This window comes from Candidatus Accumulibacter phosphatis, from assembly GCF_000024165.1.
GTDB classification, from domain to species: domain Bacteria; phylum Pseudomonadota; class Gammaproteobacteria; order Burkholderiales; family Rhodocyclaceae; genus Accumulibacter; species Accumulibacter phosphatis.
In genome coordinates, this window is the sequence record NC_013194.1 from 4734718 (window position 1) to 4758502 (window position 23785).

The 23785-nt window shown below is 63.1% G+C and carries 17 protein-coding genes; 2 read left to right on the plus strand and 15 right to left on the minus strand.

The features are described from left to right. The 15 genes from aspS to gltB form a co-directional block, all read right to left on the minus strand. Complete coding sequence (gene aspS, locus CAP2UW1_RS20700; RefSeq protein ID WP_015768567.1) at window positions 1–1803, minus strand: aspartate--tRNA ligase; 1803 nt, start codon at window positions 1801–1803, stop codon at window positions 1–3. 23 nt (window positions 1804–1826) lie between these two features. After that, window positions 1827–2474 (minus strand): DUF502 domain-containing protein, encoded by a 648-nt coding sequence (locus CAP2UW1_RS20705; protein WP_015768568.1) that lies wholly within the window; start codon window positions 2472–2474, stop codon window positions 1827–1829. After that, window positions 2459–2791, minus strand: coding sequence for an FmdB family zinc ribbon protein (locus CAP2UW1_RS20710; protein WP_015768569.1), 333 nt, complete (start codon window positions 2789–2791; stop codon window positions 2459–2461). Before CAP2UW1_RS20710 ends, CAP2UW1_RS20705 begins: the two co-directional genes overlap by 16 nt. Window positions 2792–2898: 107 nt before the next feature. Next, the gene (locus CAP2UW1_RS20715) at window positions 2899–3759 is read right to left on the minus strand and encodes a prepilin peptidase (RefSeq protein ID WP_015768570.1); all 861 of its coding nucleotides are present in this window, start codon (window positions 3757–3759) and stop codon (window positions 2899–2901) included. Then, complete coding sequence (locus tag CAP2UW1_RS20720) at window positions 3759–4997, minus strand: type II secretion system F family protein (RefSeq protein WP_015768571.1); 1239 nt, start codon at window positions 4995–4997, stop codon at window positions 3759–3761. The genes CAP2UW1_RS20715 and CAP2UW1_RS20720 overlap by 1 nt, the downstream gene beginning before the upstream one ends. Before the next feature lie 22 nt (window positions 4998–5019). Further along, the gene (gene pilB / locus CAP2UW1_RS20725; RefSeq protein WP_015768572.1) at window positions 5020–6735 is read right to left on the minus strand and encodes a type IV-A pilus assembly ATPase PilB; all 1716 of its coding nucleotides are present in this window, start codon (window positions 6733–6735) and stop codon (window positions 5020–5022) included. A gap of 185 nt (window positions 6736–6920) precedes the next feature. Beyond that, window positions 6921–7049, minus strand: coding sequence for a hypothetical protein (locus CAP2UW1_RS26265; protein ID WP_291911647.1), 129 nt, complete (start codon window positions 7047–7049; stop codon window positions 6921–6923). 110 nt (window positions 7050–7159) lie between these two features. Then, window positions 7160–8074 (minus strand): tyrosine recombinase XerC, encoded by a 915-nt coding sequence (gene xerC, locus CAP2UW1_RS20730; protein ID WP_015768574.1) that lies wholly within the window; start codon window positions 8072–8074, stop codon window positions 7160–7162. 10 nt (window positions 8075–8084) lie between these two features. After that, entirely contained in the window at window positions 8085–8738 is a 654-nt protein-coding gene (locus CAP2UW1_RS20735) for a DUF484 family protein (RefSeq protein WP_015768575.1), read from the minus strand. Then, entirely contained in the window at window positions 8735–9565 is an 831-nt protein-coding gene (gene dapF / locus CAP2UW1_RS20740) for a diaminopimelate epimerase (RefSeq protein ID WP_015768576.1), read from the minus strand. The genes CAP2UW1_RS20735 and dapF overlap by 4 nt, the downstream gene beginning before the upstream one ends. After that, the gene (locus CAP2UW1_RS20745) at window positions 9562–10089 is read right to left on the minus strand and encodes a GNAT family N-acetyltransferase (protein ID WP_015768577.1); all 528 of its coding nucleotides are present in this window, start codon (window positions 10087–10089) and stop codon (window positions 9562–9564) included. Before CAP2UW1_RS20745 ends, dapF begins: the two co-directional genes overlap by 4 nt. A gap of 153 nt (window positions 10090–10242) precedes the next feature. Then, the gene (glmS, locus tag CAP2UW1_RS20750) at window positions 10243–12075 is read right to left on the minus strand and encodes a glutamine--fructose-6-phosphate transaminase (isomerizing) (protein WP_015768578.1); all 1833 of its coding nucleotides are present in this window, start codon (window positions 12073–12075) and stop codon (window positions 10243–10245) included. A gap of 50 nt (window positions 12076–12125) precedes the next feature. Continuing rightward, window positions 12126–13484, minus strand: coding sequence for a bifunctional UDP-N-acetylglucosamine diphosphorylase/glucosamine-1-phosphate N-acetyltransferase GlmU (glmU, locus tag CAP2UW1_RS20755; protein WP_015768579.1), 1359 nt, complete (start codon window positions 13482–13484; stop codon window positions 12126–12128). Between the two features lie 403 nt (window positions 13485–13887). Then, window positions 13888–15330, minus strand: a complete 1443-nt coding sequence (locus tag CAP2UW1_RS20760) for a glutamate synthase subunit beta (protein WP_015768580.1) — start codon at window positions 15328–15330, stop codon at window positions 13888–13890. 2 nt (window positions 15331–15332) lie between these two features. After that, window positions 15333–20012 carry a glutamate synthase large subunit gene (gene gltB, locus CAP2UW1_RS20765; protein ID WP_015768581.1) on the minus strand — a complete coding sequence of 1560 codons (4680 nt, stop codon included), beginning with the start codon at window positions 20010–20012 and terminating at the stop codon, window positions 15333–15335. 653 nt (window positions 20013–20665) lie between these two features. Between gltB and CAP2UW1_RS20770 the strand changes: the two genes are divergently transcribed. Further along, a complete protein-coding gene (locus CAP2UW1_RS20770; RefSeq protein ID WP_015768582.1) occupies window positions 20666–22258 on the plus strand; it encodes a Re/Si-specific NAD(P)(+) transhydrogenase subunit alpha in 1593 nt (530 codons plus the stop codon). A gap of 12 nt (window positions 22259–22270) precedes the next feature. Then, window positions 22271–23689: a Re/Si-specific NAD(P)(+) transhydrogenase subunit beta gene (pntB, locus tag CAP2UW1_RS20775; RefSeq protein ID WP_015768583.1), complete on the plus strand. Its 1419-nt coding sequence runs from the start codon at window positions 22271–22273 to the stop codon at window positions 23687–23689. The last annotated feature ends 96 nt before the right edge of the window (window positions 23690–23785 follow it).

Below are 23785 nucleotides of genomic sequence, written 5' to 3' on the forward strand. Positions count from 1 at the left end.
CTACCCCTTGTCAACCTCGACCTGCGTTTCGACCTTCTGGCGCAGGCGGATGTGCAGTTCGCGCAACTGTTTGTCATCGACTCCGCTCGGCGCGTCGGTGAGCAGGCACTGGGCACGCTGGGTCTTCGGGAAGGCGATCACGTCGCGGATCGACTCGGCGCCGGCCAGCATCGTGACGATGCGATCCAGGCCAAAGGCCAGACCGCCGTGTGGCGGCGCACCGTACTTGAGCGCATCGAGCAGGAACCCGAACTTCTGCTGCGCCTCCTCTTCGCCGATGCCGAGCGCCTTGAAGACCTTCTCCTGCACGGCGGCCTGGTGGATGCGCACCGATCCACCACCCAACTCGGAGCCGTTCAACGCCAGGTCATAGGCCTTCGCGAGGCAACTGCCGGGGTCGGTTTCGAGGCGAGGCAGATGTTCGTCCTTGGGACTGGTGAAGGGGTGATGGCAGGCCGTCCAGCGCCTCGCCTCCTCGTCATAGTCGAACATCGGGAAATCGACGACCCAGACTGGCTCCCAGGCGTGTCCATTGAGAAAACCCTTCTCGTGACCGATCTTGACGCGCAGGGCACCCAGCGCATCATTGACCACCTTGCGCTTGTCGGCGCCGAAGAAGATGAGATCGCCCGATTGCGCACCGGTCCGCCCGACGATGGTTTGCAGCGACGCCGGATGGAGATTCTTGACGATCGGCGACTGCAGGCCGTTCTCGTTCAGTTGCGTCGCGTCGTTGACCTTGATGTAGGCGAGGCCCTTGGCGCCGTAAATACCGACAAACTGGGTGTAGGCGTCGATCTCGCCGCGCGTCAGGCTGGCCCCGCCCGGGATGCGCAAGGCGGCAATCCGGCCCCCCTGGCTGTTGGCGACGCTGGCAAAGACCTTGAAAGAGACGTCCTTCAGCGCATCGGTCACGTCTACCAGTTCGAGCGTCACGCGCAGATCCGGCTTGTCGGAGCCGTAGCGATCCATCGCCTCGCCATAGGGCAGGCGCGGGAAGGGCTTCGGCAGGGTGCTGCCGATCGCTTCCCTGAACACGACGCGTATCAATTCCTCCATCAGTTCGATGATCTCGTCCTCGCCCATGAACGACGTCTCGATGTCCACCTGGGTAAACTCGGGCTGTCGATCGGCGCGCAAGTCCTCGTCGCGAAAGCACTTGGTGATCTGATAGTAGCGGTCAAAGCCGGCAACCATGAGAAGCTGCTTGAAAAGCTGCGGCGATTGGGGAAGCGCGAAGAACTGTCCCGGATGTACTCGCGACGGCACCAGATAGTCGCGAGCACCCTCCGGAGTACTCTTGGTGAGCATGGGCGTTTCGATGTCGATGAAACCGGCATCGTCGAGAAAGCGGCGGAAGGCACGCGCGGTCTTGTAGCGGAGTTGCATGTTCTGCTGCATCTGCGGACGGCGCAGGTCGAGAACCCGGTGCAACAGGCGGATATTCTCCGAAAGGTTTTCGTCGTCGAGCTGAAACGGTGGCGTCAGCGATGGATTCAGGATCTCCATCTCGTGACAGAGTATCTCGACCTCGCCACTGGCGATGTTGGCATTGACGGTACCTTCCGGGCGAGCACGCACCTTGCCACGGATGCGCAGACAGAACTCGCTGCGTACCGATTCGGCGGTCTTGAACATCAGCGGTCGGTCCGGATCGCAGACCACCTGCGCCAAACCCTCGCGGTCGCGCAGGTCGACGAAGATCACTCCCCCGTGGTCGCGGCGACGATGTGCCCAACCGCAGAGCGTCACCTCCTGGCCGATGATCCGTGCGCTGACTTGTCCGCAGTAATGAGTACGCATGCTGTTTCCCAGGCTTCCTTGCATCAGATAGTGGGGGCAGTGGTGGCGACAGTCGCGGACTGCCGCCGAACCGGTGGTGCCACGACGCCCATCGAGATTACGTATTTGAGCGCCGTATCGACGCTCATATCAAGTGGAATGACGTCTGCCTTCGGCAGCATCAGAAAGAAACCTGAGGTCGGGTTCGGCGTCGTCGGCACATAGACGCTGACGTGCTCACCGTCGAGATGGCGAAGCACTTCGCCACCCGGCGTGCCGGTCAGGAAGGCAATCGTCCACGTGCCCCGACGTGGATACTCGATCAGCAGCGCCTGGCGGAACGCGTTTCCCGACGATGAGAAAAGAGTGTCGGAAACCTGCTTGACGCTGTTGTAGATTGAATTGACGACAGGAATGCGCGCCAGCAAGCGCTCCCACCAGACGACCAGCCGCTGACCGATGAAGTTGGCCGCCAGCAAGCCGGTGACGACGATGACCAGAAGCGTCAGGACGGCACCAACGCCCGGAATGTCGAAACCGAAGACATTGCGCGGGTGAATGGCCGCCGGCAAGAGATGCAGCGACTGGTCCATCGTGCCGACGATCAGCGCCAGTACCCAGGCGGTGATTGCCAAGGGCACCCAGATCAGCAGGCCGGTGATGAAATAGCGCTTGATCAATTGTCGGCGCACGCGCCAGCTCCCGTCGTGGAGGCCGGCACCGCCGCCTTGTCGGTGCTCGCCGCCTTTTCGGTGCTCGCCGTCTTTTCAGTACTCGCCGGTTTGTCGGGCGAAGCCGGCTCCGTCGTGCTTGGTGGCTTCTTGCCGCTATCCCTGAAATCGGTGGCGTACCAGCCGCTGCCCTTAAGCTGGAAGCCGGCGGCCGTCACTTGCTTGCTGTAGGTCGCCTCCCCACACTGCGGACAGACGAGCAACACCGGGTCGCTCAGTTTCTGCAGGTGATCGTTCTCGAAACCACAAGCGGCGCAACGATACGCATAAATCGGCATGGACAACCTTCGGAAAACGCTGAAAAGACGCCGATTATACGCGACCCGACGACGTTTCGCGCGCGCCGGAGGCGGGCGAAGGGAGCCGGTGGCGACCCCGTGGACGACTACAGCAGGCCGACGTAGGCGCGGGTGAGCGGTTTGCCCCAGAACAAGGCAAGCCCGCCTGCTGCCGCCAGATAGGGACCAAACGGGATCGGCACGCTGCGGCCGCGTTTGGCGACGACGATCATTGCGATGCCGACAACGGCGCCCAACAGGGACGACAGCAGGATCGTCAGAGGCAGCATCTGCCAACCGAACCAGGCACCGAGGGCAGCGAGCAGCTTGAAGTCGCCATAGCCCATGCCTTCCTTGCCGGTGGTCAACTTGAAGCCCCAGTAGACCAGCCAGAGCGAGAGATAGCCGCTGGCGGCGCCGATCACCGCCGAGTGCAGGTCGGCGAAAGTCCCGAAGAGGTTGAACAGGAGGCCGGCCCACAGCAGGGGCAAGGTAATCGAGTCAGGCAGCAACAACGTGTCGAGATCGATGCAGGTCAGGGCGATCAGGCACCAGATCAACAACATGGCGCCCGCCGCCGCCCAGCCATAGCCGAAATGAAACGCGGCGAAAGCGCACAGCAGGCCGCTGATCGCCTCGACCAGCGGATAGCGCGACGATATCGGCTGCCGACACGCCGAACAGCGGCCGCGCAAGAAGAGCCAGCTCAGGACAGGAACATTCTCCATGGCCGTGATGGCGTGCCCGCAAGCAGGGCAACGCGAGCCGGGCCAGGCCAGCGAAAACCGCTCCTGCTCCGGCAACACCTCGCCCCGCAGCTCGGCGCAATGGACACGCCAATCGCGATCCATCATCTTTGGCAGGCGATAGATGACGACATTGAGGAAACTGCCGACCAGCAGTCCGACGACGCCGCTGAGGAGAGCGAACAGCAGCGGGTCCGCAAAGACGGCCGGCGCGCCCGGCATCAGCCGACAACGGCGCCGAGTTTGAAGATCGGCAGATACATGGCGATCACCATGCCGCCGATCAGCACCCCGAGGACGACCATGATGATCGGCTCCATCAGGCTCGAGAGCGCCTCGACCGCATCGTCGACCTCCGCCTCGAAGAAGTCCGCAACCTTGCCAAGCATCGAATCGAGGGCGCCGGATTCCTCGCCAATGGCCACCATCTGCGTCACCATGTTCGGGAAGAGTTCGACGTTCTGCATCGCCGAGGTAAGGCTCGTACCGGTGCTGACCTCGCTCTGGATCTGCCTGGTCGCCACCTTGTAGACATAGTTGCCGGCGGCGCCGCCAACGGATTCGAGGGACTCGACCAGAGGGACGCCGGCAGCAAACATGGTCGCCAGCGTGCGTGTCCAGCGGGCAATTACCGACTTGCGGATGATGTCGCCAAAGACAGGCACTCGCAGGAACATGCGATCGAAAGCGATCTGCATGGCTTCCGAGCGTTTCCACGTGTAGAAGAAAGCGAAGACCGAACCGGCAATGCCTCCGAACAACGCCCACCAGTAGTCGACGACAAAGTCGGACATGGCAATGACGATCTGTGTGGGCGCCGGCAGATCGGCACCGAAACTCTTGAAGACCTCCTTGAAGGCCGGAATCACGAAGATCATGATCACGGCCGTAATGATGAAGGCGACGACAATGATCGCCACGGGATAGAACAGAGCCGACTTGATCTTGGACTTGATGGCGATCATCTTCTCCTTGTAGGTCGCCAGGCGATCAAGGAGGCTTTCGAGAATGCCGGCCTGTTCGCCGGCAGCAACCAGATTGCAGTAAAGAAGATCAAAGTGCAGCGGGTACTTGCGAAAGGCCTGCGACAGCGAACTGCCGGTTTCCACGTCGGCCTTGATGTCGAGCAACAGTTTGCCAACCGCTGGATTGTCGTGCCCGCGACCGACGATCTCGAAAGTCTGCAGCAGTGGCACCCCGGCCTTCATCATCGTCGCCAACTGCCGCGTAAACAGTGCGATGTCCTTCTCGCTGATCTTCCTGCCACCGCGGAAGCGCTGTTTGGTGATCTTGCTGACCACAACCCCCTGGCGGCGCAGGGTGGCCTGGACGACGGTCACGCTGGAGGCCCGCTGCTCGCCGCGGATGACCTTGCCCGCCTTGTTCTTGCCTTCCCAGAGGAAAACATACTCCTTGACTTCCGGTGCGGCCTTTTTCGTCAGCTTCAGTGCAGTCGCCATTCTTCCCTCACTTCCCTCATCTTCACGCGTTGGTGCTGCCGAGAACCTCGTCGAGAGAGGTGAGCCCCTGCTTGACCTTCAGCAGGCCCGAGCGGCGCAGATCATTGACGCCTTCCGTCCTGGCCTGGATGGCAATGTCGAGTTCCGTTCCGTTGGCCATGATGATGCGCTGAATGGCTTCAGTGACCGGCATCACCTCGTAGAGGCCGACCCGTCCCTTGTAGCCGCTCCCCTTGCAGCGTTCGCATTCGCCCGGACCGAACAGGGTCCAGGTACCATCGAGGTCGCTCTCCTCGAAGCCGGCGTTGAGGAGTGTCTCGACCGGCGTTTCGAGCGGTCTCTTGCAGGTGCAGAGCCGACGAACCAGCCGTTGCGCCGTGATCAACAGGATGCTCGAAGCGAGATTGAAAGTCGGTATGCCCATATTCATCAGGCGGGTCAGGGTCGCCGGCGCATCGTTGGTGTGCAGCGTCGACAGGACCATGTGGCCAGTCTGTGCCGCCTTGATCGCAATCTCCGCGGTTTCGATGTCGCGAATCTCACCCACCATGATGATGTCCGGATCCTGGCGAAGAAAGGCCTTGAGGGCAATCGGAAAGGTCAGTCCCGCCTTGTCGTCGACATTGACCTGATTGATACCCGGCAAGGGAATTTCGGCTGGGTCTTCGGCCGTGGCGATGTTGACCCCGGGCCGGTTGAGTATGTTGAGACAGGTATACAGTGAAACGGTCTTCCCCGAACCGGTGGGTCCGGTCACCAGAATCATTCCGTAAGGCCGGTGGATGGCGTCGAGCAAAATCTTCTTCTGCTCGGGCTCATAACCCAATGCGTCGATACCCAGGGTGGCGCTGCTCGGATCGAGAATGCGCAAGACGATCTTTTCACCGTACATCGTCGGCAAGGTGCTGACGCGGAAATCTATCGACCGGCTTTTCGACAGCACCAGGCGCATCCTGCCATCCTGTGGCACACGCTTCTCGGCGATGTTGAGGCGAGAAATGACCTTGATGCGCGAAGCGATCTTGTCTTTGATGACCAGCGGCGGCGAGGCGATTTCCCGCAGGATTCCATCGGTTCGAAAGCGAATGCGATAGCTCTTTTCGTAGGGCTCGAAATGGATGTCGGAAGCCCCTTCATTGATGGCATCGAGCAACATCTTCTGAATGAACCTGACCACCGGCGCGTCGTCGACCTCGAGACTCGAGGCCTCATCGGCCTTGTCCTGCGCCTGCTCATCGGTAAACTCGAGGTTGATGTCGTCGCTGGCGAGAGTTTTCAGGCTCTCTTCGACCGTCTCGGACAGTTTGGCAACCAGCGGCCCAAGCTTGTTTTCCTCGACGATCACCGGGTCGACCGCCAGGCCGGTCTGAAAGCGGATTTCGTCGAGCGCCCGCAGATTGGTTGGATCGGCAATCGCGATGGCCAGGCGGTTGCCACGTTTGTGCAGAGGCACGACGCGATGAGTCGCGATCAGCTTGCGGTCCACCGCATTCTTCTGGATATTCCCGTCGTCGATGGCGGCGAGATCGAGCAACGGGTAACCGAACTTGTCTGCCGCGAAGCGCGCCACGTCGAGGAAGGTCGTCTTGTTGGCGGCGACCATTTGCTCGATCAGCGACGTCTTGCTGGCGATCGACTGGACAAGCAAGGACTCCGCCTCGGCTTCTTTGAGCCGACCAGCCTGTACCAGCGCACGAGCGAGGCCGCTGAGCGGCGATTGTTGCGGATTGGCAGCCATTTTTTCGCGAAAGGACCCTGCAACGCAGGATGAACCATCAGGTCCGGGCTAGCGCCGGTTGGTCAGTCCGATGATGCATTGCCTGCGCGTGTTTGTAAAGAAGCAGCCTTGTCCAACTTGGCATGCGCCGGAACGAGGACTGGTGTTTCCACCCCGGTAGCCGTTTTCGATACGATTGAAGCCAATCATGCTACATCAACTTGTGCGCGCAATTGCCTCATCGATTCCGCGTCGTTTACCCCGGCCAGCAGCCCGAGGTCGCGCAGCCGGCGTTCGAGCCACTGCTTGTTGGCGCGCAGCAGGTGCTGGGGCATGAACATTGCCGGTGGATCGAGGTCCACTTGAAGGCCGTGGTTGTCGAGCAGCCGGATGTTGGGTTACGCCCTGGCGGGCTAACCCAACCTACGGGTTACGGGCTACGGACCTACTCCGGCTTGCGCTTGGCGCGCGGGTGGGCCTGATCGTAGACCGCCGCCAGGTGCTGGAAGTCGAGATGGGTGTAGACCTGCGTCGAAGCGATGCTGGCGTGGCCGAGCATCTCCTGGACGGCGCGCAGGTCGCCCGAGGATTGCAGGACGTGCGAGGCAAACGAATGGCGCAGCATGTGCGGATGCACGCGCGCCGGCAAGCCCTGCGCGCGGCCCCGGCGCAGCAGGCGCAACTGGATCATGCGCACACCCAGGCGTCGGCCGCGCTGACCGACGAAGAGGGCGGTTTCGTCGGCTGCCGCGAGACAGGCGCGCTGCCCGGCCCAGAGCGCCACCGCCTCCCTGGCCTGGCTGCCGACTGGGACGATGCGCAGCTTGTTGCGCTTGCCGAGGACGCGCACTTCGCCGGCGAGCAGGTCTTCGAGGCAGCCGATGTCGAGGGCGGCGAGTTCGGCGAGGCGCAGGCCGGACGAGTAGAAGAGCTCGAAGATGGCCTGATCGCGGATTTCCAGCAGGTTTTCGCTCTGCGCTGCCAACAGGCGGTTCGCTTCGTCGGGCGACAGGGCTTTCGGCAGCCCCTTCGGGCTCTTCGGCGGCCGCACGCTGTCGACCGGATTCAGCGTCGTCATGCCGCGCTGGACGAGCCAGCGATAGAAGCCGCGCCACGCGGACAGCGTGCGGCCAAGCGAGCGGCCGCCGAGCCCACGCGTGTGCAGGATGGCGACGAAGCGGCGGATGTGGTGCGTCTCGATGGCAGCGAAGCCGGAATCGGATGGCAATTCGCCGATCAGCGCGCAGAGTGTCTCGAGATCGTGCCGATAGTTGCTGACGGTGTGCGGCGACAGCCGGCGTTGCCCAGCCAGTTCGTCGAGGTAGGCATTGACGCTGGCGGCGCGCGCGCTGGCGCTCATTGCTCCGCTTTCAGCGCAGGACGCGCGCCAACGCGGCGGAGGCCATTTCGCCGAGACGTTCGAGGTAGATCGTTCCCATCTGGGTGTAGAAGCGCTCGAGATCCTCGCTGCCGAGAGCGATCATGCCGATCGTGCCACCGCCGTCGCGCATGGCGATCAGCGCCTGCGAGCGGACATGCAGCGATGCCTCACCGAACCACGACGAGGTCTCGAAGCCACTGGTCGACCCGCAGTAAGGCAGTGTCAAGGTTTCCGCGAAGGCCTGCAGTTCCTGGCTGACTTCGGCAAACTCGGGCAGGTCGTCGTTGCCTTCGGGGTGACGCCACAGGCGAACGGCGACGTGGGGAACGTCGAAATCGTCGCGTAGATGCAGGTTCAGGGTGTGCAGCACGGCCTGGAAGCTCCGCGCGGCAATCATGCCGACGGCCAGTCGGTGCATCTTCTGGCTGATTTCGTCGTTTTCCTCGCCGAACTGCAGCAACTCGCCCATCTTGCCTTCAAGCTGCCGGTTCTTGTCGCGCAAGGCCAGCATCTGCCGTTCGGTGATCGAGATGGTGCGGCCGCTGTGCGGATGCGGAACGACCATGTTGGCGACCAGGTCCGCGTGCAGTTCGAAAAACTGCGGGTTGTTCTGCAGGTAATGCGCTACTTCTTCCGCTTTCATAATTCGATTTCTCCCTTGAAGACGGTGACGGCGGGGCCGGTCATCAGGACGGGGGTGGCATGGCCATTCCAGGCAATGGTCAGCTCCCCGCCGCGCGTGGCAACCCGCACTGGTGAATCGAGCAGGCCGCGGGCGATGCCGGCGACGGCGGCAGCGCAGGCGCCGGTGCCGCAGGCCAGCGTTTCGCCGGCGCCACGTTCGAAAACGCGCAGGCGAATGGTGTGCCGGTCGAGGACCTGCATGAAACCCGCGTTGACGCGCTGCGGGAAACGCGGGTGCGCCTCAATCAACGGGCCCTGGCGCTCGACCGGTGCGAGATCGACGTCGGCCACCACCTGAACGGCGTGCGGGTTGCCCATACCGACGGCGGTGATCGCTATGTCCTCGTCGGCGACGCGCAGGGTTTGCACCAGGTCTTCGGTCGCCGCCACGAAGGGGATCTGCGCGCTGGCGAACACCGGCACGCCCATGTCGACAGTCACCGTACCGTCATCCTCGAGACGCGGCCCGATGACGCCGCCCATTGTCTCGACGCGGATCTCGCGTTTGGCGGTCAGGCCCTGCTCGTGAACAAAGCGAACGAAGCAGCGCGCGCCGTTGCCACACTGTTCGACCTCGCCGCCATCGGCATTGAAAATCCGATAGCGGAAATCGATGCCGGGCTGGCTGGCGGGTTCGACGAGCAGGATCTGGTCGCAGCCAATGCCGAAATGGCGGTCGGCCAGGTGGCGCAACTGCGGCGCCGTCAGCACGACGGACTGGCGAACGCCATCGAGGACGACGAAGTCGTTGCCCAATCCATGCATCTTGACGAATGGCATCTTCATTTTTTGTTGCCGCCTGGCGACGGTGCAAGCAGTGACTTTGCCATTATAAAGTCGTCCATGACGAATCCCCCGCCGATGTCGACGCAGACGGCCTCGCGGACGGCGAAGCCGTTCCGGCGATAGGTGGCGATGGCGCCTTCGTTACGCTTGTTCACGGCCAGAATAAGCGTCGTGCAGCCGGCAGCGCGCGCGCGGCCGCTGACATGCTCGAGCAAGCGGGAACCCAGCCCCATTCGCTGCCTCTGCGGGTCGACATAGAGCTTGTCGAGCTTCATTTCGCCAGCTTCGGTAAGCAGACAGGAGGCGAAGCCAGCCAGCTTCCCGTCGACCCTGATCTGGTCCCACCAGAGTTGCGTTAGCGTCAGTTCCTGCAGCAGGCGCGGCGGGTTGTAACGCTGCTCGAGCATGAAATCGATCTGCGCCTGGCTGATGATTCCCGGGTAGGTCTGCTGCCAGACCTGGCGTGCGAGCGCGATGACAGGCTCGATATCGGTGGCCGTTACGGCCGAAATGGAAAAGTCCATGCGCGCTCCGGATCCCCCGTCACGACCCGGTCAGGAAAGGCCGGCGCTCTACGGCGTCCCGGCGACGGGGTCCGCGCGGGGCGATGGTTGTGAATCCTAGCGGGTCGTGGCCGACGCCGCCGTCAGGCCGTCGGGCTACCTGACGACGTGGCCCTACTCGACGGTTACCGACTTGGCGAGGTTGCGAGGCTTGTCAACGTCGGTCCCGCGCACCAGGGCGACATGATAGGCCAGCAGTTGCAGGGGCACGACATGCAGCAAGGCGGACAGCGCGCCGTAGTGCTCCGGCAGATGCAGCACGTGAATGCCGTCCGATTCCTTCATCTCGCTGTCGGCGTCGGCAAAGACGTACAGTTCGCCGCCGCGCGCGCGCACTTCCTGCAGATTGGACTTGAGCTTCTCGATCAGTGCGTCGTTGGGAGCCACGGCGATCACCGGCATCTCCCGGTCGACGAGGGCCAGGGGTCCGTGCTTCAGCTCGCCGGCCGGATAGGCCTCGGCGTGGATGTAGGAGATCTCCTTGAGCTTCAGCGCGCCTTCCATGGCGATCGGGTAATGACGGCCACGCCCGAGGAAGAGCGCGTGCTGCTTCATCGAGAACTGTCCGGCCCATTCGCGGATCTCGGGTTCGAGTTCGAGGATCTTGGCCACGGCCAGCGGCAGGTGACGCACGGCATGCAGTTCGGCCGCCTCGGCCTCCTCGTCGAGACGACCACGCACCTTGGCGAGAACCAGGGTCAGCAGATACAGCGCGGCGAGTTGCGTGGTGAAGGCCTTGGTCGACGCGACGCCGATTTCCGGCCCGGCGCGGGTAATGAAGCGCAGGGCGTTCTCGCGCACCAGCGACGACTCGGGAACGTTGCAGATACACAGCGTCCGCGTCATGCCGAGAGACTTGGCATGCTGCAGTGCGGCGAGCGTGTCGGCTGTTTCGCCAGACTGGGAAATCGTCACTACCAGTGTCTGCGGGTCGGGCACCGAATCACGATAGCGATATTCGCTGGCCACCTCGACCGAGCACGGGATTCCGGCAAGCGATTCGAGCCAGTAGCGGGCGACCAGGCCCGCGTGGTAACTGGTTCCGCAGGCGATGATCAGGACTTGCCGAACCTCCCTGAGCGTCGCCTCGCTTTCTGCGCCGAACACGCCGGGCTGGATGCTGCGGGCAGCGCCAAGCATCTCGAGCGTGTTGGCCAGGGCCACCGGCTGCTCGAAGATCTCTTTCTGCATGTAGTGGCGGTAGTGGCCCAATTCGACAGCGTCGGCCGTCAACTGCGACTCGGTCTCGGCACGCTCGACCGGCATTCCGTCAACCCGGGTAATGCGATAGCCGTCGCGCTTCAGCTCGGCACAATCGCCGTTCTCGAGATAGACCATTCGCCGCGTCACCTGCAGCAAGGCGGACGCGTCGGAGGCGGCGTAGCACCCGTCTTCGGTCACCCCGAGCAGCAGGGGCGCGCCTTCACGCGCCACGACCACGCGCGTCGGATCGGCTTCGCGAAGCACGGCAATGGCATAGGCGCCCTGCAGTTGGGCGACCGCCTGACGCACGGCGGTCAGGAAGTCGGGCGTGGACTTGAGTTCATGGGCGATCAGGTGGGCGACGACCTCGGTGTCGGTATCCGAAGTGAAGTGGTAACCCAGCGCCTGGAGGCGCCCGCGCAGCGACTCGTGATTCTCGATGATGCCGTTGTGCACCACCGCCAGTCCCTGGGAGATGTGCGGGTGGGCATTGCGCTCGCAGGGCACGCCATGCGTCGCCCAGCGTGTATGCGCGATGCCGCTGTTGCCCGCCGCCTGCGGTGATTCGTCGACCTGCGCCGTCAGCTCGGCAACGCGGCCAACGGAACGTAGGCGCTGCAGGCCCGCGCCATTGATGAGCGCGAGACCGGCGGAATCATAGCCGCGGTATTCGAGCTTGCGCAGGCCTTCGAGGAGAACGGGAACGATATTGCGGTCGGCGACCGCGGCAACGATGCCACACATGGTCAGATCACTTCTTCTGTGGCCGTTTCCGGCCGGGGATGGGGTTTATGTTATTTCTTGACTTTTTGCGGCCGCTTCCAGCCGGCGATCGACACTTGCCTGGCCCGCGAGAGGGTCAGCGTGTCGGGTGGCGCGTCCCTGGTCAGCGTCGTACCGGCGCCGAGAGTGGCACCGCGCCCTACGGTGACGGGCGCAACCAGTTGCGTGTCGGAACCGATGAAGGCGTCGTCTTCGATGACGGTCTTAGACTTGTTGGCCCCGTCGTAGTTGCAGGTGATGGTTCCGGCACCGATGTTCACACGGCTGCCGACGATCGCATCGCCGATATAGGCAAGGTGATTGGCTTTCGACTGCGCGGCAAACTTGCTGTTCTTGAGTTCGACGAAATTGCCGACGTGCACGCCGGCGGCCAGTTCCGTCCCGGGCCGCAGCCGGGCGAAGGGTCCGATCACGCCGTCCGGCCCGACGACCGCATCTTCAATGTGGGAGAAGGCAGCAAGACGCGATCCGGCACCGATGCGGGCGTTCTTGAGAACGCAGGCCGGACCGATTTCGACGGCCTCTTCGAGAACGACCTTGCCCTCGAAGACACAGTTCACGTCGATGAACACGTCGCGACCGCAGACGAGTTCGCCCCGCACGTCGATGCGCGCCGGGTCGGCCAGGCGTACCCCCTGTTCCAGCAGATGATCGGCGATCCGCCGCTGCGCAACGCGTTCGAGTTGCGCCAGATGCACCTTGCTATTGACGCCAAGGACTTCCCATTCAGAGTGTGCCTGCGCGGTCCGGATCGGCACGCCGGCCGCGACCGCCATGCCGACGATGTCGGTGAGGTAGTACTCCTGCTGGGCGTTGTCGTTCGACAGGCTAGCCAGCCACTCCGCCAGACGAACGGTCGGCAACGCGATGATGCCCGTATTGACCTCGTGGATCGCCTTCTCGGCGGGGGTCGCATCCTTCTCTTCGACAATGCGCAGCACCTCGCCGGCCGCGCTGCGCACGATACGGCCGTAGCCACCTGGTTGGGCGAGGTCGACGGTGAGAATGGCCAGGGCATCTCGCGCCGCATGCAGCAGGCGCTTGAGTGTATCCGCCTGAATCAGCGGTACGTCGCCGTAGAGCACCAAGGTCAGCCCCTCGGTCGCGAGATGTGGCAGCGCCTGCCGGGCGGCATGGCCGGTCCCCAGTTGCGGTTCCTGCAGCGCCCAGACCAGGTCCGGCGCATCGATGGTGGCGCGCATGACGTCCCCACCGTGTCCATAGACGAGACAGATCGTCTGCGGAGCGAGGCTACGTGCGGTATCAATGACGTGCGCGACGAGCGCCTTGCCGGCCAGCGGATGCAGCACCTTCGGCAGGTTCGAATGCATTCGCTTGCCTTGCCCGGCAGCGAGAATCACGATATTCATGGCTAAGACTCAGTCAGACGGTAAGCTTGGTCCCTGCTGGCGGAAGGAGGCGCCCGCGACATACGCCGGCACCGGCGCTATCCGAGGCTGGTTTGACTCCGCCTTGCCGCGCCACCGGCCACCTTCACTAAGCCGTATTATTGCAGGTTCGGCCGCGGAAACTCACAAGAATGTCACGCTTGACAGAGCGTCCTGCCGACACTGGCTGCCCTCCTGGGAAATGCCGGCCGACGTGACACTTGGCGAGGCTGTCGCCTCTACGCCGCAAGCAAGCCCAGGGCCGGGGCGACCCGCAAGCACCCGCACCAACATCGTGGCAAAAGCCCATCGGGGCAGGCCGGACCCCAGCCCCGGTCGGCCAGGGTAGCGTCATGAAACGCGCCGAGGCGCGTTTCATGAACGTTCAGCGCGGCAGATCGGAACTCCCCATCAGGAACACGTCCACCTCGCGGGCGCATTGACGGCCTTCGCGAATCGCCCAGACGACGAGCGACTGGCCACGCCGCATGTCGCCGGCGGTAAAAACTTTGGGCACACTGGTGGCGTAGCAACCGGCGCCGTCAGTCGTCGCGCTGACGTTGCCGCGCGCGTCGAGGGCAACCGCCAACTGTTCCAGGAGCCCTTGCTTGACCGGTGAAACGAAGCCCATGGCGAGCAGCACGAGGTCGGCCGCGATCTCGAAGTCGCCACCCGGAACTTCGTTCATCTGACCGTTCGCCCAGTCGAGACGAGCGACCTTCAGCGCTTTCAGCTTGCCGTTCTCGCCAATGAACTCCTTGGTCGAGACGGCAAAATCGCGAGCGCAACCCTCTTCGTGCGACGACGAGGTGCGCAACTTAAGTGGCCAGTAAGGCCAGGTGAGACTCTTGTTCTCCTGCTCCGGCGGCTGCGGCATCAACTCGAACTGGGTTACGGAGATGGCGCCATGCCGGTTGCTGGTGCCGACACAGTCGGAACCGGTATCGCCACCGCCAATGACCACCACCCGCTTGCCCGTCGCCACAGTCTGCCCGGGCAGGCTATCACCGGCATTGACCTTGTTTTGCTGCGGTAGAAAGTCCATCGCGAAGAGGACGCCGTCCAGGTCCCGGCCCGGGATGGTCAAGTCGCGCGGCGCCTCGGCGCCACCAGCCAGAATGAGCGCATCGAATTCGCCCAGCAGGCGCTCGGCGGAAACGCCGTGGCTGCCGTTGCCTCCAACTTCCTGATTGACCCGGAACTCGACGCCTTCGGCTTCCATCTGCTGGATGCGGCGATCGATGTGCGACTTCTCCAGCTTGAAATCCGGAATGCCATAGCGCAACAGGCCACCCACACGATCGCTCTTTTCGAAGACCACGACATCATGTCCGACGCGCGCGAGTTGCTGCGCCGCGGCCAGACCGGCCGGGCCGGAGCCGACGACGGCGACGCGCTTGCCGGTCTTGACCTGCGGCGGCTGCGGCACGATCCAGCCTTGCTCCCAGCCTTTATCGACGATCGCATGCTCGATCGACTTGATGCCGACCGGCTCGGTGTTGATGTTGAGCGTGCAGGCGGCTTCGCACGGCGCCGGACAGATCCGGCCGGTAAAATCCGGGAAATTGTTGGTCGAGTGCAGAACCGCCAGAGCCTGCTCCCAATTTCCCCGGTAGACCAGGTCGTTCCAGTCGGGAATGATGTTGTTGACCGGGCAGCCCGTATTACAGAACGGGATACCACAGTCCATGCAGCGTGCGCCCTGGACGCTGGCCTGCTCGTCAGTGAGAACCTTGACGAACTCGCGGTAGTGCTTCAGACGCGATCCGGCGGGCTCGGAGGCCTCCGCCAGACGTCGATACTCGATGAATCCGGTTGGCTTGCCCATGCTTACGCTGCCTCCAGTTGCTTTTGCGCCGCCAGTTCCGTAAGCACCCGCCGGTACTCATGCGGCATTATCTTCACGAAGCGCCCGCGATACCTCTCCCAGTCGTTCAGCAAGCGCTGGGCCTGTCGGCTGCCAGTAAAGCGGTAGTGCTTGTCGATCAGCCCCTTGAGCAGAACCTCGTCGATTACTCCGAGATGACGCACATCCACCTTGCCATGGCCCTCCAGGTCATCACCGGCATCGCTGCCCTGGCGCGCGGCGAACTCTTCCTCAACCGGCTCCAGCGAGACCTGCGCCATGTTGCAGCGCGAGGCGAAGCTGCGCTCTTCATCGAGCACATAGGCGACGCCACCGGACATTCCGGCCGCAAAGTTACGGCCAGTCATGCCGAGGACGACGACCGTCCCGCCCGTCATGTACTCGCAACCATGATCGCCGACGCCTTCGACGACCGCCGTGGCGCCGGAGTTGCGAACGGCAAAGCGTTCGCCCGCGACACCGGCGAAGAAGCTTTCTCCTTCGGTCGCACCATAGAGCACGGTATTGCCGACGATGATGTTGCTCGGCGTGTCGCCACGAAAGCCCGGACTCGGGCGGACAATGATCCGCCCACCTGACAGCCCCTTGCCGACGTAGTCGTTGGCCTCGCCAGTCAGGTCCAGGGTCACGCCACGCGCGAGAAAGGCGCCGAAGCTCTGCCCGGCGGTACCTTTGAGACGAATGTCGATGGTGCCGTCCGGCAAGCCGGCGTGCCCGTAGCGCTCGGCGACCTTGCCCGACAGCATGGCCCCGACCGTGCGGTTGATGTTGCGCACCGGCAGTTCGAGACTGACCTGTTCACCCCTCGCGAGGGCCGGTTCGGCCAGTTCGATCAGCTTGATGTCGAGCGCCTTGCCAAGACCATGGTCCTGGTGTTCGCATTGATATTCCGGTGTCCCCGCCCTGTTCTCCGGGCGCTGGAAGATACGGCTGTAGTCGAGTCCCTGGGCTTTCCAATGGGTGATGCCCTTCTGCATGTCGAGCAGATCGCAGCGGCCGATCAGGTCGTTGAAGCTGCGAATCCCCATTTGCGCCATCAATTCGCGAACCTCTTCGGCGACGAAGAAGAAGTAGTTGACGACGTGCTCGGGCTGGCCGGAAAACCGGCGGCGCAACACGGGATCCTGAGTGGCCACACCCACCGGGCAGGTGTTGAGATGGCACTTGCGCATCATGATGCAGCCCTCGACGACCAGCGGCGCCGTCGCGAAGCCGAACTCGTCGGCGCCGAGCAAGGCACCGATCAGGACGTCGCGCCCGGTCTTGTTCTGCCCATCGACCTGCACCCGTACGCGTCCGCGCAGACCGTTGAGGACCAGCGTCTGCTGCGTCTCGGCAAGACCCAGTTCCCAGGGCGATCCCGCGTGCTTGATCGACGACTGCGGACTGGCACCGGTGCCGCCATCGTGGCCGGCGATCACCAGATGGTCAGCCTTGGCCTTGGTCACCCCGGCCGCGACGGTACCGACACCGACCTCCGACACCAGCTTGACGCTGATCGACGCTTGCGGGTTGGCATTCTTCAGGTCGTGGATCAACTGCGCCAGGTCCTCGATCGAGTAGATGTCGTGGTGTGGCGGGGGAGAGATCAGGCCAACGCCCGGCACCGAGTGGCGCAGGAAGCCGATGTATTCGGAAACCTTGTGGCCCGGCAGTTGGCCGCCTTCGCCGGGCTTGGCGCCCTGTGCCATCTTGATCTGCAACTGGTCGGCGTTGACCAGGTACTCGGCGGTTACACCGAAACGTCCGGAAGCAACCTGCTTGATCGCCGAGCGCAGGCTGTCGCCTGCCTGCAACTGGTAGTCGCGCTCGATGCGCGACTTGCCGACGACGTCGGAAACCATCTCGCCACCCTGCAGCACCTTGAAGCGTGCCGGATCCTCGCCACCCTCGCCGGTATTCGACTTGCCGCCCAGACGATTCATCGCGATCGCCAGGGTGCTGTGCGCCTCGGTGGAAATCGACCCGAGCGACATGGCACCGGTGGCAAAGCGCTTGACGATCTCCTTGGCCGGCTCGACTTCGGCGAGGGGCACCGCCGGCCCCGACGCCTTGATCTCGAAGAGTCCGCGCAAGGTCATGTGCCGCGTCGACTGGTCGTTGATCAGCTTCGCGTACTCCTTGTACGTCTCGTACTTGCCGGAGCGTGTCGAGTGCTGCAGTTTGGCGATGACGTCCGGCGTCCACATGTGCTCTTCGCCGCGCACCCGATAGGCGTATTCACCGCCTGCGTCGAGCATGGTGGCGAGCACCGGGTCATTGCCGAAGGCCTGCTTGTGCAAGCGGATCGCCTCTTCCATGACCTCGAAGACGCCGATGCCTTCGACCTGTGTCGACGTGCCGGTAAAGTACTTGTCGACCATCTTCTTCTGCAGACCGACCGCTTCGAAAATCTGCGCCCCGGTGTAGGACATATAGGTTGAAATGCCCATCTTGGACATCACCTTGAGCAGGCCCTTGCCGACACCCTTGATGAAATGCTTGATCGCCTTGTCGGCCTTCTCTGCGTCGCCACCGACCAACTGTCGCAGCGTTTCGAGTGCCAGATAAGGGTGCACCGCTTCCGCTCCGTAACCTGCCAGGGCGGCGAAATGATGGGTCTCACGCGCCGCACCGGTTTCGACAACCAGACCGACGCGCGTGCGCAGCCCTTTGGTGACCAGGTGGTGATGCACGGCAGAGGTCGCCAGCAAGGCGGGGATCGCCACATGCTCGGCATCGATCTTGCGGTCGGAGACGATCAGGATGCTCGAGCCTTTGTGTACGTGGTCCTCGGCCTCGGCACACAGCGATGCCAGACGTGCCTCGACGCCTTCATTGCCCCAGGCCAGTGGGTAGCAGATATCGAGTTCCGCGGAATGGAACTTGTTGCCCGTGTAGGCCGCGATACGCCGCAGCTTTGCCATGTTGTCGCAATCGAGCACCGGCTGGGCGACTTCCAGCCGGTAAGGCGGGTTGATTTCGTTGATGCCGAGCAGATTCGGCTTGGGGCCGATGAAGGATACCAGCGACATCACCAACTGCTCGCGGATGGGGTCGATGGGCGGATTCGTCACCTGCGCGAAGAGCTGCCGGAAATAGTTGAACAGCGGCTTGCTCCTGTTCGAGAGAACGGCCAGGGGGGAATCGTTGCCCATCGAACCGGTCGCCTCCTCACCGGAGGTGGCCATCGGTTCGAGAATGAACTTGACATCTTCCTGGCTGTAGCCGAAGGCCTGTTGCCGGTCGAGCAGCGATGCCGAGTAGGCAAGCGCCGAGATGTTCTTCGGCACCGGCAGTTCGTCGAGCTTGATGTTGATCCGGCTGAGCCAGTCCTGGTAGGGCTTGGTTCGCGACAGCGTCTCCTTGAGTTCCGTGTCGTCGATGATCCGTCCCTGGTCAAGGTCGATGAGAAACATCTTGCCCGGCTGCAGGCGCCACTTCTTGACGATTCGCTCCTCGGGAATCGGCAGGACACCAGCCTCGGAAGCCATCACCACGAGATCGTTGTCGGTGACGAGGTAGCGGGCCGGACGCAAGCCATTGCGATCGAGCGTGGCGCCAATCTGCCGTCCATCGGTGAATGCCACGGCCGCCGGACCGTCCCAGGGTTCGATCATCGCCGCATGGTACTTGTAGAAGGCAACCCGCTTCTCGTCCATCAGCGTGTGCGACTCCCAGGCTTCGGGAATCAGCATCATCATCGCGTGCGCAAGCGAATAGCCGCCCATCACGAGCAGTTCGAGGGCGTTGTCGAATGACGCGGAATCGGACTGACCGGGATAGATCAGCGGCCAGATCCTTTCCAGGTCGGCGCCGAGCAGCGGTGACGAGGTGCCTTTCTCGCGCGCGCGCATCCAGTTGTAGTTGCCGCGCAGCGTGTTGATCTCGCCGTTGTGCGCGATCATCCGGAACGGGTGGGCAAGCTGCCAGGTCGGGAACGTGTTGGTCGAGAAACGCTGGTGTACGAGAGCCATCGCCGAAATGCAGCGGGGATCTTTGAGGTCCCGGTAGTACTCGCCCACCTGATTGGCCAGCAGCAGTCCCTTGTAGACGATCGTGCGTGCCGACATCGACGGCTGGTAGAACTCCTTGCTGTGCTTCAGTCCCAGCGCCTGAATGGCATTGGCAGCGCGACGGCGGATGACGTACAGCTTGCGCTCCAGGGCGTCGGTAACCATGATGTCCGCACCACGCCCAATGAAGACCTGCCGGATCACCGGTTCACGCGCCCGTACCGTCGGCGACATCGGCAGGGCATGGTCGACCGGCACGTCGCGCCAGCCCAGCACGACCTGCCCTTCGGAGCGCACAGCACGCTCGATCTCTTCCTGACAGGCAAGACGCGAAGCGGATTCTTTCGGCAGGAAGACCATTCCGACACCGTAGTCACCCGGTTGCGGCAGCAGAATGCCCTGTTTGGCCATTTCCTCACGGAAGAAAGCGTCGGGAATCTGGATCAGGATGCCGGCACCGTCGCCCATCAGAGGGTCCGCACCGACGGCACCCCGGTGATCCAGGTTCTTCAGGATCAGCAGGCCCTGCTCGATGATCGAGAAACTCTTCGTACCCCGGATGTGCGCTACAAAACCGACGCCGCATGCGTCGTGCTCGTTGGCCGGGTCGTAAAGCCCCTGCCGTTCAGGTATAGCCGAATCGATCACGCTCGAATCCTCATAAAACCACGACGTTTGCCCGGCGACCGCTGGTCGGCAACGCCACAAAAACCCGGCACAACAGCAGCCGGCAGGTCACTCCGCGGGACTCGCGACTATACGCCGAATGCCCCGGCCGTTCAAGATGCTGCGCCGCACCAAGCGGGTGCGCCGGACACGCTCTCCAGCACCGAAAGGAGGCAGCGAAAGCTTCGCCACGCCTCGACACAGCCGATCCCCCAAGAATCTTGACATCACAAGCAAGCTCCGTGCCTATAGCGTCACAAGAGTCGCTGTGGATCCGCCGCGGGTCCCGGCCTCGAGCTGGTTCTTACAAACAGGACTTGCCTGGGAGTGTGAGAGGGCCTGGTCACCGAGTGACCGCCACCGCCTGGAGTTACGGCGAGCGCGTTTTTCTTGTCCTGAACGCCATGGTAAAGTCTGCTTTAGGCTTGTGGTAAGCTGATGGAGAGGTCGCTGAGCGTAGGGGCGGGCCGAAACGAAGGGAGGCCGCTTCTTTCGTTGGACCCAGAGGCGCATCCCGGGAAAATCTTCAGGGCTGACGACCGGAATTTGACACTTTTTGGGGAGGCCGGTTCCGCGCTTCGGGAACCGGTCTTTTTTGAACACCAGGACTTAGAAAACGAATGATGGAGGACTGAATGCCGCTAACAATCGGAGTTCCAAGAGAGACCGCCGCAGAGGAAAAACGGGTGGCGACCGTACCCGAGGTCGTGGAGAAACTGATCAAGCTGGGCTTCGCCGTGCTGGTGGAATCCGGCGCCGGCGATGCCGCGAATATCTCGGACGACGCGTACCAGGCCGCGGGCGCCGCAATCGCCGAAGGAGCGACCAGCCTCTGGTCGTCGTCGGACATCATCTTCAAGGTACGTGCGCCGTCAGTGGCAGAAGTCGGCCTGATGCGCGAGGGGAGCACGCTGGTCAGCTTCATCTGGCCGGCCCAGAACCCGGAACTCCTGCAGCAGCTCGCGGCGCGCAAGGTGACCGTGCTGGCCATCGACTCGCTGCCCCGCACGCTCTCGCGCGCCCAGAAGATGGACGCGCTGACCTCCCAGGCCGGCGTCGCGGGCTACCGCGCCGTCATTGAGGCCGCCAACGCCTTTGGTCGCTTTTTCAACGGCCAGATCACGGCGGCCGGCAAGGTTCCGCCGGCCAAGGTCTTCGTTGCCGGTGCTGGCGTCGCCGGCCTGGCGGCGATTGGCACTGCCGCCAACCTCGGCGCCATCGTTCGCGCCAACGACACGCGTGCCGAAGTGGCCGATCAGGTCGCGTCGCTGGGCGGGGAGTTCGTCAAGGTCGATTACGACGAAGAAGGTTCCGGCGGCGGCGGTTACGCGAAGGTGATGAGCGAGGGCTTCCAGAAAGCTCAGCGCGACATGTACGCCAAGCAGGCCCGGGAGGTGGACGTCATCATCACCACCGCGCTGATTCCTGGCAAGCCGGCGCCCAAGCTGATCACCGCCGAGATGGTGCGCTCGATGAAAGCGGGCAGCGTGATCGTCGACATGGCCGCCGAACAAGGCGGCAACTGCGAACTGACCGAGCCTGGCCAAGCGGTGGTGAAGCACGACGTCACCATCATCGGCTACACCGACTTGGTCAGCCGCTTGGCGCGGCAGTCGTCGACGCTGTACAGCACCAACCTGTTCCGCCTCGCCGAGGAACTCTGCAAGACCAAGGACGGCATCATCGATGTCAACATGGAAGACGAAGCCATCCGCGGCCTGACAGTGATCCAGGAGGGCAGTATCACTTGGCCGCCCCCGGCGCCAAAGCAGTCGGCAGCGCCAGTTGCGCCACCGGCGGCGGCCCAGCCGGTGGTTGCCGCGAAGAAATCGCACGGTCACGGCAAGGCCAGCGAACCCGCTTCGGGAGCCGGTGTGGCCGTCATGTTTGCGGCGGCGGCAGTTCTCTTCTGGTTTATCGGTGCGAGTGCGCCGCCCGCGTTCCTGGGCCACTTCACCGTCTTCGTCCTGGCCTGCTTTGTCGGCTACATGGTCGTCTGGAACGTCAAGCCGGCGCTGCATACGCCGCTGATGAGCGTCACCAATGCCATCAGCAGCATCATTGCCATCGGCGCGTTGGTACAGATCGCACCGCCGATCGAGGCTGGGCTGAATCGTCCGGAAGACTGGATTCGCTGGCTGGCAATCGGTGCCATCGTGCTGGCGACGATCAACATGTTCGGTGGTTTCGCCGTAACCCAGCGCATGCTGGCAATGTTCCGCAAATAGGAGTTGATGAACATGTCTGAAAGCTTGGCAACCGTCTCCTATCTCGGAGCAACGATTCTTTTCATTCTCTGCCTCGGCGGACTCAGCAATCAGGAGACCTCGCGCCGCGGCAACCTCTACGGGATCATCGGCATGACCATCGCCGTTCTGGCGACGGTCTTCGGTCCGCGTGTCGGCAGCGCCGGTTATGCGTGGCTGATCGGCGCGATGGCTGTTGGTGCGACGATCGGCATCTACGCCGCCCGCACCGTTCAGATGACTCAAATGCCCGAACTGGTCGCGCTGATGCACAGCATGGTCGGCCTTGCGGCGATGCTGGTCGGTTTTGCGAACTACATCGACCCGGTCACGTCCGCCGGCATGACCGGCGCCGAAAAGGCAATCCACGAGGTCGAGGTTTATGTGGGCATCCTGATCGGTGCAGTCACTTTTTCCGGCTCGGTCATCGCCTTCGGCAAGCTGTCCGGCAAGATCTCGGGCAACCCGATGCTGCTCCCCGCACGCCACTGGATCAACCTTGCCGGATTGCTGATCGTCATCTACTTCGGACGCGAATTCCTGCACGCCGGCTCAATCAGCGACGGCATGACCCCGCTGGTCGTGATGACCGTCGTCGCCCTGCTCTTCGGCATCCACATGGTCATGGCGATCGGCGGCGCCGACATGCCGGTGGTGGTCTCGATGCTGAACAGCTACTCGGGCTGGGCAGCGGCGGCGACCGGCTTCATGCTCTCCAACGACCTGCTGATCGTCACTGGCGCGCTGGTCGGATCGAGCGGCGCGATCCTTTCGTACATCATGTGTGCGGCGATGAATCGCCACTTCATCAGCGTCATCGCCGGCGGCTTCGGGACTACCGGAGGAACTCCCGCGCCGGCGGCCGGTGGAGCGCAACCGGCCGGTGAGGTCGTTCCGATCAGCGCCCCTGAGACTTGCGAGTTGCTGCGCGAGGCCAAGAATGTGATCATCGTCCCGGGTTATGGCATGGCGGTGGCGCAGGCGCAACACACGGTCTACGAGATCACGCGCCTGCTGCGCGAAAAGGGTGTCAACGTTCGCTTCGGCATCCATCCCGTGGCGGGCCGCATGCCCGGGCACATGAACGTCCTGCTCGCCGAGGCCAAGGTGCCCTACGATATCGTGTTTGAAATGGACGAACTCAACGACGACTTTCCGCAAACCGACGTCGCCATGATCATCGGCGCCAACGACATCGTCAATCCGGCGGCACAGGATGACCCGACCAGCCCTATCGCCGGCATGCCGGTACTCGAAGTCTGGAAGGCGAAAACGTCGATCGTCATGAAGCGCAGCATGGCCTCCGGCTACGCCGGGGTGGACAACCCGCTGTTTTACAAGGACAACAACCGCATGCTCTTCGGCGATGCGAAGAAGATGCTTGATGAGGTACTGGTTGCCTTGAAGACTTGAGCGGCTGCTTCTGAACCACCTCGCACAACGCCCGCTCTCGCGGGCGTTGTGCCTTCTGACGGACCGAAAACCGCTCTCCAGCCAGAGTCCCCATCA